Source organism: Azospirillum sp. UENF 312511, assembly GCF_058780635.1.
This window is the reverse complement of sequence record NZ_JBSNCG010000003.1, coordinates 2817636-2830015: the sequence shown is the minus strand read 5'-3', so window position 1 is coordinate 2830015 and position 12380 is coordinate 2817636. Positions and strand designations below refer to the sequence as shown.

The following is a 12380-nucleotide window of genomic DNA, read 5'->3' as shown; positions in this document are numbered from 1 at the left end:
ACACCGCCGGCCTCTCCAGCAGAGGCCCGGCGCCTTCCCCAAACAGGCCGCTGGAGAACAGCAAAAGAAAAGGCCTTGGAGCCGATCAGCTCCAAGGCCTTTTCATCTTCCAGAACTTGGTCGGAGCGACAGGATTTGAACCTGCGACCCCCAGACCCCCAGTCTGATGCGCTACCAGGCTGCGCTACGCTCCGTTCGACGGACCGCCCTTCGTTCTGGAAGGGAGCGGGACTATAGCCGGGACCTTGGTCCAACGCAAGCGCTACAGTTCACTTTTTTTCACACCTCTCGAATTTCTTTTTCCTCTCCCACCGCGAGCAGAAGACGCGCCTCCTTCAACTCGTCGAGCACCTGGGCGATGGCCTGCCGGATGGTGTCCGACAGGCCGTCGAGCGCAACGACCGGTGCGCCCTCCTCCCCGTCGAGCAAGGCCATGGCCGCTTCGTCAGGAACCGCCTCGAAGGTGTCGGGGACATCCGGTTCCTCCGGCGTTTCCTCTACCCTGCGGGCGTCCGGATCGTCGTCCACCTTCCCGTCCTTCAGCAGGCGCTGCACACCCTTGATCGTGTAGCCCTCGCCATACAGCAGGTTCTGAATCTGACGCAGCAGGTCCACGTCTTCCGGGCGGTAGTAGCGCCGCCCTCCACCGCGCTTGAGCGGGCGGAGCTGCGGGAACTTGCCTTCCCAGAAACGCAGCACATGCTGCGGCACGTCCAGGTCGGACGACACCTCGCTGATCGTGCGGAACGCCGTGGCGGACTTCGTGGTGCCGCGCGCCTTCATATCCGGGAAACCCTTGTTGTCGGCCGGTTCGTGCGGCGGATCAGGAGACCGCCTTCACGCGCTGCGCCTCGGCTTCCTCCGCCTCGACGACCTCGTTGATGCGGTTCTTCAGGACGTGGCTCGCCCGGAAGACCAGGACGCGCCTGGGCAGGATCGGAACCTCTTCGCCGGTCTTCGGATTGCGGCCGACCCGCTGCCCCTTCTGTCGGATCTGGAAACTGCCGAAGGACGAGATCTTGACCATCTCGCCGCGGGCCAGGGCGTCGGAGATCTCCTCCAGGACGCTTTCGACCAGATCGGCGGATTCGTTGCGCGACAGGCCGACCTCTTGGTAGACCGCTTCGCTGAGCTGCGCGCGGGTGACGGTGTTCTGTGACATGGTTCGCTTCCCCCCCGAAACCATAGGGGAAAAACCGTAATCCGGGGAAAGAACCCGGTCAATTCAAAAGCTTGGATCGCGTCGTTGTGAGCAGCGCAGCAAACGCCACCCTGCGGAAAAACGAAGCGGGCGCGCCGCTTACCAGCGCACCATCGCGGCACCCCAGGTCAGGCCACCGCCGATGGCCTCCATGAGGATCAGGTCACCGCGCTTCACGCGGCCGTCATGCACCGCTTCGCACAGCGCCAGCGGGATCGACGCGGCGGAGGTGTTGCCGTGGCGGTCCACCGTCAGAACGACCTTGTCCGACGGCAGCTTCAGCTTGCGGGCGATGCCGTCAATGATCCGCTGGTTGGCCTGATGCGGCACCAGCCAGTCCACCGCCGACGGCTCCAGACCATTGGCCGCCAGGGCCTCCTCGACGACCGAGGACAGCTTGCTGACGGCGTGGCGGAACACGTCCTGGCCGTTCATCCGCACATGACCGGCCGTGCCGGTGGTGGACGGGCCGCCATCGACGTAGAGCAGCCCGTACTGGGCGCCGTCCGAATGCAGGTGGGTGGACAAAACGCCGCGGTCCGCCGAGGTCCCGGCGGCGTCGTAGCCGTCCATCACCACGGCCCCCGCGCCGTCACCGAACAGGACGCAGGTGGTGCGGTCCTTCCAGTCGAGCAGGCGGGAGAAGGTCTCCGCACCGATGACCAGGGCGCGGTTGGCCTGCCCAATGCGGATGAAGTTGTCGGCGATCGACATGGCGTAGACGAAGCCGGCGCACACCGCCTGGATGTCCAGTGCGAAGCCCTTGGTCCCCAGCGCCGCCTGCACCTTCGTCGCGGTCGCCGGGAAGGTGTTGTCCGGAGTCGTCGTTGCCAGCACGATGCAGTCGATGCTGGCGGCGTCCACCCCGGCATGCTCCAGCGCGCGGGTCGCCGCGGCGATGGCGAGGTCGGAGGTCAGTTCCCCGTCGGCAGCGATGTGGCGCGACTTGATGCCGGTCCGCTGGACGATCCACTCGTCCGAGGTGTCCACGCGGGCTTCAAGGTCGCGATTCGTGACGACGTTGGCCGGGAGGTAGGAACCGCAGCCGAGAACTCGGGAACGCTTGACCATGATGTTAGACCGCCGCCGCCTTCGTGTCGGGAAGAGGCTTGGCGTCGGCGAGACGCTGCATCTCTTCCTTGATTCGGTCGTTGAAACCGTTTGCCGCCAGATTGTAGGCCACACCGATGGCGTTGGCGAACCCGATGGCGTCGGTGCCCCCGTGGCTCTTCACGCAGACGCCGCGCAGCCCCAGGAACATGGCGCCGTTGTAGCGGCGCGGGTCGGTGCGCTGCTTCAACCGCTTGAAGGCCCCGCGGGCCAGCAGGTAGCCGAGACGCGCCGTCCAAGAGGACTGGAACGTCCGGCGCAGGAACTCCGTGAAGAGCTTCGCCGTGCCTTCGGCGGTCTTCAGGGCGACGTTGCCGGTGAAGCCGTCGGTGACGATCACGTCCACCGTACCGGTGGCGATGTCGTTGCCCTCGACGAATCCGTGGAAACGCCCCGGCAGCGGCATTTCGCGCAGACGGGTCGCGGCGGCGCGCACCACCTCGTTCCCCTTCACCTCTTCCGAACCAATGTTCAGCACGCCGATGGTCGGCTCGGACAGGTTCAGCGCGGTGCGCGCGAAGACCGCGCCCATCACGGCGAACTGCACGAGGTTCTCGGGCTGGCATTCGGTGTTGGCGCCGAGGTCGAGCATGACGCTCTCCCCCCGCAGGGTCGGGAAGAAGGAGGCGATGGCCGGGCGGTCGATCCCGGGAATCGTCTTCAACACGAACTTGGCCATGGCCATGAGCGCGCCGGTGTTGCCGGCGGAGACCACGCAGGCGGCTTGCCCGCTCGCCACCGAGTTGATGGCGAGACGCATGCTCGACTGGCGTCCGGCGCGCAACGCGACCGACGGCTTGGCGTCGCCGGCCACGGCGTCCGGGGTGTGGCGCACCTCGGCCACCGCTCTCAAGGCGGGCCGCTGCGCAAGCAGCGGCTCGATGCGGGCGGTGTCCCCGAACAGCAGGTAATGCACCTGCGGGTGACGCTCGCGGGCGATATCCGCCCCGGCAATCACCATGTCGGGTCCTTTGTCACCGCCCATGGCATCAAGGGCAATGGTCAGGCGCTGGCTCACCGCGGACAGGCTCCCTGGCTAGGACGTAGGGCGGCCAACCAAACCGCCATCAGGCCGCCGGAGCGCTCTGAACCACTTCGCGCTGGTCGTAGTGACCGCAAGAGCCGCAGACATGGTGCGGGCGCTTCAGCTCGCCGCAGTTCGAGCACTCGGCGTAGGACGAGGTCGGGAGAGCGTGGTGCGAGCGACGCATGTTGCGGCGCGACTTGGAGGTCTTCTTCTTCGGAACAGCCATGGCCGTAAACTCTCTTCATTGTAAAAGGCGGCCCGAAGAGGGGCCGCCTGACGCGAGCGGCATTCAATACGGCAATTGCCCCCGAAGGGCAAGCCCGTTCCGCCCTCAATTCTGTCGTTTCAGACGTTCCAGCGCGGCGAACGGGTTCGGCTTCTCCGGATCGGCGCTGGCATCATCATCGGCGGGGGCCACAGCCTCCTCCTCCTCTTCGCCTTCGCTGTATCCGTCGAACGCCACGCCTTCTGCATGAGGATAGGGGTCGAGCGCCAGGGACAAATGCTGGGCGGTCAATTCACCGATGTCGATGCGCCCGTTGGTCATGGCCTCCGGGATGTCCTCCTCGGCGATGTTCGGGTCGATCTCGATTTCATCCTCTTCCCCGGGGACCATCGACTCCGGCGCGAACAGCGCGCCGAAGCGGTCGGAGACCTCGGCGGGCACCGGCTCCAGCGTGACGACGCAGGTCTGCACCACGTCGGCCTCCAGTTCACCCTCGACGCGCACCATCTGGCCGCCGCGCACGGAGCGCAGGCGAACCCGGGCGGTCAGGCGTCCGATTCCCTCCAGCTCGAACCGTTCGGCCAGCGCCTTGCGCTCGGCTTCCGTCGCCTCGATGGTTTCGACCAGATCGCCGTCGCGATGGACGGCGTCGGCGCGGACGATGCGCGAGAATTCCGGTGCTGGGCTGGCGGAGGGCTGGGTCGTGTTGCGCATGTCGAGCAGTTCCTTGTCACAGCACCCGTTCTGAAGCGGGCGCCTTCGTCTCACTGTCAGATGAATTTGGACGCCAGGAAAGGCAAGTCCAATCGCCACCCCTATAATAAGGAGAGACTCGATGGACGCGGTCAGTCGGTCCCGGCGCCGGGCGGCGGACCGAAGCGCACCTCCCCGGCCATGAGCGACTCCAGCGGTTGCGTCTCCAGCCCGGCGGCCTCGCGCCGGACATAGGCCGCCATGACGGCCAGCCGCTCCGGCGGCACCTCCGACACGGTGCCATAGACGTTGTTGTCGAGGGCGACCTCCAACGCCTGCTCCCCCTCGTCGGCGAGCGCACGGTCATAGACCTCGATCCGGCCGGCGATGCCGCGCGCCATGGTCTTGATGCGCCGCCCGACTCCGCTGTCGCCCACCCCCTGCTCCATCAACGACTTCTCGAAATGGTCGATCATCGCTTCGAAGAGCAGGCGCGAGCGGTCCGCGGCGGCAGCCCCCTGCCCCTTCAGGCGGCGCATCACCAAGAAGACGTGAAGCACCACCATGTCGAAGCGCCCGTCCAGCGTGTCGGGAACGCCAAGGTCACGGTAGAAGGCCGGCCGGCGTGCCTGTGCTGCGATGGTGAGATAGAAATCGGCGACGGCGCGGGCTTCACGCCGACGCCGGAACAGGCGGTCAAGCACGGTTTCTCTCTCGATCGGAGTTTCGTTGACAGGACAAACCGCGCGATGCGATTGTCCCGGCATTGCGGGCGGAGTCCGGCCTGCCGCAAGGGTCCGGCGGTCCGCCCGCGCCATCATAGCCTGAGCACCATGACGAGATCGATTCCTTCGGCGCTGTGCGCCTTCGCCTTTCTGGGTCTCGCCGTCTCCGCGTGCTCGCCCACCGTGGCGACCCGCGGCAACATGGCGGACCCCGACCGCATCGCCGAGATCAAGGCCGGCCAGTCGCGGCGGGAGGATGTGGCGGACATCCTCGGCACGCCGACCTCCGTGGGAACCTTCGACCAGAATGTCTGGTACTACATCGGTCAGAAGACGGAGAAGGTCGCCTTCTTCCAGCCGAGCGTGATGGAGCGCCGTGTCGTCGTCGTCCATTTCGACGACGCGGGCGTGGTGACGGAGATGAAGCAGCTCGACGCCACCGACGGGCAGCAGATCGACATCGTCGATCGCAGCACCCCCACCGCCGGCCGCGAGCTGAGCTTCCTCGAACAGATGCTCGGCAATGTCGGGCGCTTCTCCGCCAAGGACTCGCGCAACCGGGGCCCCGGCCGCTGACGCCAACCGGCCTGCATAGACGTGAAAAGCCCCGCTTCCGCGGGGCTTTTCTTTTGGTGCCGTCCCGACTTTCGTCGATCCGGCTCAGCCGATCTGGGCGAGGATCGCCAGCAGCAGGATCGCCACGATGTTGGTGATCTTGATCATCGGGTTGACCGCCGGGCCGGCGGTGTCCTTGTACGGGTCGCCGACGGTGTCGCCGGTCACCGCCGCCTTGTGCGCGTCGGAGCCCTTGCCGCCGTGATTCCCCTCCTCGATGAACTTCTTGGCGTTGTCCCAGGCGCCGCCGCCCGAGGTCATCGAAATGGCGACGAAGATCCCCGTCACGATGGTGCCCAGCAGCATGGCGCCCAGAGCGGCGAAAGCCTGCGCCTGGCCGGCGATGGCGGCGATGACGATGTACAGCACGACCGGCGCCAGGACCGGCAGCAGCGACGGGATGACCATCTCCTTGATCGCGGCACGGGTCAGCATGTCGACGGCGCGGCCATAGTCCGGCTTGGCGGTGCCCTCCATGATGCCGCTGATCTCGCGGAACTGGCGGCGCACCTCCACCACCACCGAGCCGGCGGCACGCCCGACCGCGGTCATGCCCATCGCCCCGAACAGGTAGGGCAGCAGGCCGCCGATCAGCAGCCCGACGACCACATAGGGATCGTCAAGCCGGAACTCGACCGCCACGTTCGGGAAATAATGCTTCAGATCCTGCACATAGGCGGCAAACAGCACCAGAGCGGCAAGACCGGCGGAGCCGATGGCGTAGCCCTTGGTCACCGCCTTGGTGGTGTTGCCGACGGCGTCCAGCGCGTCGGTCGTCACGCGGATGTCCTTCGGCATGTCGGCCATTTCCGCGATGCCGCCCGCGTTGTCGGTCACCGGACCATAGGCGTCGAGCGCCACCACCATGCCGGCCAGCGCCAGCATCGTGGTCGCCGCGATGCCGATCCCGAAGATGCCGGCCTGCCCGTAGGCGATGATGATGCCGACGCAGATGACCAGGACCGGAAGCGCCGTCGCCTCCATCGACACCGCCAGACCCTGGATCACGTTGGTGCCGTGCCCGGTCTCCGACGAGCGGGCGACGCTGCGCACCGGGCGGAAGGCGGTGGAGGTGTAATACTCGGTGATCCACACCAGCAGGCCGGTCACGCCCAGCCCGACCAGGGACGAGACGAACAGGTTGCCGCCGGTCACATAGCCGCCGCCGTTCAGGGGAATCGGCCGGGTGAAGCCGAACATGATCGCAGTCACGATCAGGATCAGCACCAGCGAGATGCCGGCGGTTGCCGCCAACCCCTTGTAGAGGGCGGCCATGATGTTGTTGTTGCTGCCCAGCTTCACGAAGAAGGTGCCGGCGACGGAGGCGGCGATGCAGACCGCGCCGATGACCAGCGGGTAGACGAGCAGCAGGCGGATCACCTCGCCCGAAAAGAAAATCGCCGCCAGCAGCATGGTGGCGACGATGGTGACGGCGTAGGTTTCGAAGAGGTCGGCGGCCATACCGGCGCAGTCGCCGACATTGTCGCCGACATTGTCCGCAATCACCGCAGGGTTACGGGGATCGTCCTCCGGAATGCCGGCCTCGACCTTGCCCACCAGATCGGCGCCGACGTCCGCCCCCTTGGTGAAGATGCCGCCGCCCAGCCGCGCGAAGATGGAGATCAGCGAGGCGCCGAAGCTGAGGGCGACCAGAGCCTCCAGCACGGCGCGGACCTCGATCGGGTCGGTCACGCGGTAGATCATCGTCAGGATGCCGTAGTAGACACCCACCCCCAGCAGACCCAGACCGACCACCAGCATGCCGGTGATCGCCCCCGCCTTGAAGGCGATGTCGAGCGCCGGGGCCAAGCCCTGGGTCGCCGCCTGGGCCGTGCGCACGTTGGCCCGCACCGACACATTCATGCCGACATAGCCGGCGGCCCCCGACAGGACCGATCCGATCAGGAAGCCGATGGCCACATGCAGGCCGAGGAAGGCGCCGAGGATGATGAGAAGAACCACACCGGCGATGGCGATGGTGGTGTACTGGCGATTCAGATAGGCTCGGGCGCCCTCCTGCACGGCCGCAGCGATTTCCTGCATGCGGTCGGAACCGGCGGAGGCCGCCATGACTTGCTTGCCCGCGTAGTACCCATACGCCAGGGCCAACAGGCCGCTGGCGATGATGATGACGAACGCTGCTGCCATCGGTTCCCCCAAATTCTTATGGTTTCGGGCCCGATTACCGCCTTGTCGTGAAAACGACCCGTACAAACGAAGGTGGATGACGGGCGAGTTGTTCCCGAAAAGGATGCCGAAGAGAATGGCACAATGCAACAGCCGCCACGCCCGAATAGGCGCGGCGATTTGGCCGAGGCGCTCCTGACTTTCGGATAGGCTTTTTTAAGAACGGTTACAAATTGCGCTGTGTAACCACCTGAACAAGAACATTTTGCACCACCCCTTCTCCCACCACTTTCGCGGCGGCGGCGGCGAGCTTTTCTTTTACGGCAATGATGTTGACCAAGTTGCCGGTCATCACCGACCGGTCGTCGACAGCGGCGTAGAGGGTCGACAGGCAGCGATCGTAGACGAGCGGCTGGCGGGCCTGGACATAGGGAACCTTGTCGAGAACGACTTCCAGCGTGACGACCACAGTCACGAACTGCTCCACCTTCTGCGTGCCGATGGCCGGGACGACCAGCGGAGCCATGCGGACGAAGCCGGTGGGTGGCTTGGGCGGCGGCTCCTCCTTCTTGGGGGCCGACTCCTCATGCTCGACGAAATACTTGTTGTAGATCATCCAGCCGCCGAAGCCCGCGCCGCCCAGCAGCAGCAGGCCCAAAACCAGCAGTATGACGGCCTTGATCACGCCCATCCCTTCCCGGATACGGAACGGATCGAGCCTAGCGCCGCCCTGCTTTCGATTGCGTTAAGCGGAGTCGGGCGACGAGGGGGCTTTCAGAAATGGTCCCAGCCACGAGTTGGCAGGTCAAGAACCCGCCCCCGCGCATCGGTCACCGTCACCTCACCCGCCGGCCCGTCCAGCAAATGGCCGATGGCGGTCACCGGCACGCCGGTCTCCGCCGACAGGGCGGCGAGCGCCGGAGCGGCGTCCTCCGCGGCGGTGAAAAGCAGCTCGTAATCGTCGCCGCCGGTCAGAGCCATGGCGAAGCGCACCGGATCGTCGCCGATCACCGACCTCGCTGCATTCGACAGGGGCACCCGCCTCGACTCCAGAACCGCGGCGCAGCCCGATTCCTCGCACAGATGGCCGAGATCCGCGACCAGACCGTCGGACACGTCCAGGCAACCGGTCGCCAGCCCGACCAGACGCGGCCCAAGCGTGGTCCGCGGATCGGGCCGCCGCAGGCGCCCCAGCAGCGCGGCGCGCGCCGAGTTGTCGGCCACCTCGAGCGTTCCGTAGGCGATCCGCAGGCCGAGCGCCGCGTCGCCGATGCTGCCGGTGACGTAGACGCGATCGCCGGGGCGTCCACCCCAACGCGGCACCGCCCCGCCCTTCGGCACCAGACCGAAGGCGGTCACCGACAGGGTGATGGGTCCGGAGGTCGAGACCGAGTTGCCGCCCGCCAGCGCGATGCCGAACCGGGCCTGATCCTCGCCAAGACCGGCGGCGAAGCCGGCCAGCCAGTCCTCCCCCACCGTCTTCGGCAGAGCGGTGACCAGCGTGTAGGCGTAGGGGGCCGCCCCCATGGCGGCGAGGTCCGACAGGTTGGTGCGCAGCAGCTTCGCGGCGATGTCGCCGGGCGCGTCGTCGGGAAAGAAGTGGACACCCGCCACCATGGCGTCCGTGGTGACGACCAGCTCCTGGTCCGGCGGAACGCCGAACACGGCGGCGTCGTCGGCAAGCCCGCGGGCGCCCGGAAAACCGGACGCCAACGGCCTGAAATAGCGGTCGATCCGCCCGAACTCGCCGAGCGGCTTGCCGGTGTCTGCCCTAGCGGTCTTTGGGCTGGTCACGGCTGGGGTCCGGCTGGGCCAGTTCGTCCGGCCGCAGCGCACGGGCCACGTGGTCGAGCACACCGTTCACCATGCCCGGCTCGCGCGCCGCGAAGAAGGCGTGCGCCACGTCCACATACTCGCTGATGAGGATTCGCGGGTGCGTGTCGTTGTGGACGAACAGCTCGTAGGCTCCGGCCCGCAGGATGGCGCGCATCAGCAGTTCCAGCCGGTCCAGCGCGTAGCGCGGCTCCAGCGCCGAGGCCAGCATGCCATCGACCTCCGCCCGGCGGTGCGCGGCACCGCGGACGATGTCGGCGAACAGCTGCGGGTCGGCGGCGACGAACTTCGCCCCGTCGATCTCCTCACCCAGCCGGTGATTGACGAATTCGCCGATCACGGATTCCACGGCGATGCCGGTCGGTTCGATCTGGTTCAGGTCGATCTGGTACAGGGCCTGAACGGCGGCAAGGCGCGCGGCCTTGCGCCGGGCCTTGGCCGATCCGCCACCCGTCCGGTTCCGGGAGCCGCGCTTCTGTTTCGCGCGGCCAGCCGCGTCGTCGTTGCTCATGATGCTCAGTCTGTCAGGAATTGCACCGCGGGGTCACCGCGGATAGAGGCGGAATTGGCGCTTGAGTTCGATCATGTCAAGGCAGGCGCGCGCCGCGAAACCGCCCTTGTTCTTGGCCGTCACGGAGGCCCGCGCCCAGGCCTGCTCGCGGTTCTCCACGGTCAGCACGCCGTTGCCGATGGCCAGCGCGTAGCGCAGCGCGAGGTCCTGGAGACCGCGGGCGCTCTCGTTGCATACGATGTCGTAATGGGTGGTCTCGCCACGGATCACGCAGCCCAGCCCGACATAGCCGTCGAAGCGCTTGCGCGCCGTGAAGAAGTCCATGGAACGCAGGGCGTACAGGATCGCCGCCGGGATTTCCAGGCACCCCGGGACCGAGACGCGCTGGTAGGTGGCGCCCTCCTTCTCGATCTCGGCGATGGCGCCTTTCACCAGCTCGTCGGCGATGTCCTCGTAGAAGCGGGCTTCCACGATCATCAGATGGGGCTTTTCGGTCATCTCGGGTCGCTCGGCTGGCGGTTACTGGTCTTGCAGGGGAATCGGGCGGTGGCCGAGCACGGTCAGGCCGTACCCCTCCAGCCCGATGATGGACTTCTTGCGGTTCGACAGCAGAACCATGTCGCGCACGCCCAGGTCCAGCAGGATCTGCGCGCCGACACCATAATCCCGCAGGGCGGGAGTCGGATTCTCGTGGCCTTCCAGCCGCGCCATCACCGATTCGGTCAGGCTGTTCGCCATCGGCTCGCGCAGCAGGACGATGACGCCGCGGCCTTCCCGCGCGATCATCTCCATGGAAGCCTGAAGCTCGCCGTCGCGCGCGGCGCTCCTGTCGCCCAGCACGTCGTCCAGCACCGACAGGGCGTGCATGCGCACCAGCACCGGCTCGTCGCCGGAGATGTCGCCGCGCACCAGCGCGATGTGCTCCGCGTAAGCCACCTTGTTGACGTAGACGTAAATCTGGAAACGCCCGCCGAAGCGGCTGTCCAGAGCCGCCGCCAGCTTCTGCTCGACGATCGTCTCGGTGCGGCGGCGGTAGGCGATCAGGTCGGCGATGGTGCCCACCTTCAGCCCGTGGAACTGCGCGAACTTCACCAGATCCGGCAGGCGGGCCATGGTGCCGTCGTCGTTCATGATCTCGCAGATCACGCCCGCCGCGGTCATGCCGGCCATGCGGGCGATGTCCACCGAGGCTTCCGTGTGGCCAGCGCGGACCAGCACGCCGCCGTCGCGGGCGAGCAGCGGGAAGACGTGGCCCGGCGTCACGATGGCGTCCGGCCCGGCCGTCGGGTCGATGGCGACCTGGATGGTGCGGGCGCGGTCGGCGGCGGAGATGCCGGTCGTCACACCCTCCCGCGCCTCGATGGAGACGGTGAAGGCGGTCTGGTGGCGGGTGCCGTTCTGCTGCGCCATCAGCGGCAGGCGCAGCCGCTCGATGTGGTTCTGGTCCATGGCGAGGCAGATCAGGCCGCGCCCGTACTTGGCCATGAAGTTCACGGCCTCGGGGGTCGCGCACTGGGCCGGGATGACCAGATCGCCTTCGTTCTCGCGGTCCTCGTCATCGACGAGGATGAACATCTTGCCCTGGCGCGCTTCCTCGATGATCTCCTCAGGGCGCGACAGATACTCGTGAAACTCGGACGTCATTCCTGCCCTGCCAGCCGCGCCACATACCGCGCGAGCATATCGATTTCCAGGTTCACCCGGTCCCCGGCCTTCAGCGCGCCGAAGGTGGTCGCATCCTGGGTGTGCGGGATGATGTTCACGCCGAAGCGCGCACCATCGACCTCGTTCACCGTCAGCGACACGCCGTCCAGCGCCACCGACCCCTTGGAGGCGATGTATTTCGCCAGGGTGGCCGGGGCCTCGAAGGTGAAGCGCTTCGAACTCGCCGTCGGCGCGGACCTCCACGACGGTGGCGACGCCGTCGACATGGCCGGACACGATGTGCCCGCCCAGCTCGTCGCCGACCTTGAGCGCCCGCTCCAGATTGATGCGCGTGCCTTCGGCCCAGCCGCCCAGCGTCGTCTTCGACAGGGTCTCGGCGGAGGCCTGGACGGCGAACCAGCCCGGCCCTTTCTCGACCACGGTCAGACAGACGCCGTTGTTGGCGATGGACGCGCCGATGGGAACCGTCTCCATAGCGAAGACGGTTTCGACGGTGAACCGGGTGTCGCCCTGCCGTTCCACGGCCCGAACGCGCCCAACATCGGTGATGATTCCGGTGAACATGGGCCGGCAATTTAGCAGGTTTTCAATCGTGTGAAAGATTCATCCGCACGGCGTGGCACGCAACGGACTGTTGCGCGCCGCAC

14 protein-coding genes, 1 tRNA gene and 1 pseudogene are annotated in these 12380 nt (G+C 66.8%); 1 reads left to right on the top strand and 15 read right to left on the bottom strand.

What is annotated here, in order from left to right:
• Window positions 1-117: 117 nt before the first annotated feature.
• From ACWPN7_RS24850 to ACWPN7_RS24815, 8 genes are all read right to left on the bottom strand, one after another.
• A tRNA-Pro gene (locus ACWPN7_RS24850) sits at window positions 118-194 on the bottom strand.
• A gap of 85 nt (window positions 195-279) precedes the next feature.
• Entirely contained in the window at window positions 280-783 is a 504-nt protein-coding gene (locus ACWPN7_RS24845) for a MerR family transcriptional regulator (RefSeq protein ID WP_200475801.1), read from the bottom strand.
• Between the two features lie 40 nt (window positions 784-823).
• The gene (locus tag ACWPN7_RS24840) at window positions 824-1162 is read right to left on the bottom strand and encodes an integration host factor subunit alpha (RefSeq protein WP_014240747.1); all 339 of its coding nucleotides are present in this window, start codon (window positions 1160-1162) and stop codon (window positions 824-826) included.
• Between the two features lie 138 nt (window positions 1163-1300).
• Window positions 1301-2272 carry a beta-ketoacyl-ACP synthase III gene (locus ACWPN7_RS24835; RefSeq protein ID WP_014240746.1) on the bottom strand — a complete coding sequence of 324 codons (972 nt, stop codon included), beginning with the start codon at window positions 2270-2272 and terminating at the stop codon, window positions 1301-1303.
• A gap of 4 nt (window positions 2273-2276) precedes the next feature.
• On the bottom strand, window positions 2277-3329 hold the full coding sequence (gene plsX / locus ACWPN7_RS24830) for a phosphate acyltransferase PlsX (RefSeq protein WP_492273475.1): 1053 nt from the start codon (window positions 3327-3329) through the stop codon (window positions 2277-2279).
• 49 nt (window positions 3330-3378) lie between these two features.
• Complete coding sequence (gene rpmF / locus ACWPN7_RS24825) at window positions 3379-3564, bottom strand: 50S ribosomal protein L32 (protein WP_014240744.1); 186 nt, start codon at window positions 3562-3564, stop codon at window positions 3379-3381.
• A 105-nt stretch (window positions 3565-3669) separates the two neighbouring features.
• The gene (locus ACWPN7_RS24820; protein WP_456522130.1) at window positions 3670-4278 is read right to left on the bottom strand and encodes a YceD family protein; all 609 of its coding nucleotides are present in this window, start codon (window positions 4276-4278) and stop codon (window positions 3670-3672) included.
• A gap of 131 nt (window positions 4279-4409) precedes the next feature.
• The gene (locus tag ACWPN7_RS24815) at window positions 4410-4961 is read right to left on the bottom strand and encodes a ubiquinol-cytochrome C chaperone family protein (protein WP_038527630.1); all 552 of its coding nucleotides are present in this window, start codon (window positions 4959-4961) and stop codon (window positions 4410-4412) included.
• 129 nt (window positions 4962-5090) lie between these two features.
• Here ACWPN7_RS24815 and ACWPN7_RS24810 point away from each other — a divergent pair, with 129 nt between their 5' ends.
• Window positions 5091-5558: an outer membrane protein assembly factor BamE gene (locus ACWPN7_RS24810; RefSeq protein ID WP_014240740.1), complete on the top strand. Its 468-nt coding sequence runs from the start codon at window positions 5091-5093 to the stop codon at window positions 5556-5558.
• An 84-nt stretch (window positions 5559-5642) separates the two neighbouring features.
• Here the strand turns inward: ACWPN7_RS24810 and ACWPN7_RS24805 are convergent, their stop codons facing one another.
• The 7 genes and pseudogenes from ACWPN7_RS24805 to ACWPN7_RS24775 all read right to left on the bottom strand — a co-directional run bounded on the left by ACWPN7_RS24805 (window position 5643) and on the right by ACWPN7_RS24775 (window position 12297).
• Window positions 5643-7745, bottom strand: a complete 2103-nt coding sequence (locus tag ACWPN7_RS24805) for a sodium-translocating pyrophosphatase (protein ID WP_038527628.1) — start codon at window positions 7743-7745, stop codon at window positions 5643-5645.
• Window positions 7746-7950: 205 nt separating this feature from the next.
• Window positions 7951-8415: a hypothetical protein gene (locus ACWPN7_RS24800; RefSeq protein ID WP_038527626.1), complete on the bottom strand. Its 465-nt coding sequence runs from the start codon at window positions 8413-8415 to the stop codon at window positions 7951-7953.
• 83 nt (window positions 8416-8498) lie between these two features.
• Window positions 8499-9518, bottom strand: coding sequence for a thiamine-phosphate kinase (gene thiL / locus ACWPN7_RS24795; RefSeq protein WP_492273474.1), 1020 nt, complete (start codon window positions 9516-9518; stop codon window positions 8499-8501).
• Window positions 9496-10068, bottom strand: a complete 573-nt coding sequence (gene nusB, locus ACWPN7_RS24790; RefSeq protein WP_137114577.1) for a transcription antitermination factor NusB — start codon at window positions 10066-10068, stop codon at window positions 9496-9498. The genes thiL and nusB overlap by 23 nt, the downstream gene beginning before the upstream one ends.
• A gap of 33 nt (window positions 10069-10101) precedes the next feature.
• Window positions 10102-10566, bottom strand: a complete 465-nt coding sequence (locus tag ACWPN7_RS24785; protein WP_014240735.1) for a 6,7-dimethyl-8-ribityllumazine synthase — start codon at window positions 10564-10566, stop codon at window positions 10102-10104.
• A gap of 21 nt (window positions 10567-10587) precedes the next feature.
• Window positions 10588-11712 carry a 3,4-dihydroxy-2-butanone-4-phosphate synthase gene (ribB, locus tag ACWPN7_RS24780; RefSeq protein WP_459196556.1) on the bottom strand — a complete coding sequence of 375 codons (1125 nt, stop codon included), beginning with the start codon at window positions 11710-11712 and terminating at the stop codon, window positions 10588-10590.
• Window positions 11709-12297 (bottom strand): annotated as a pseudogene (locus ACWPN7_RS24775) (riboflavin synthase). Before ACWPN7_RS24775 ends, ribB begins: the two are co-directional and overlap by 4 nt.
• Window positions 12298-12380: the final 83 nt, after the last annotated feature.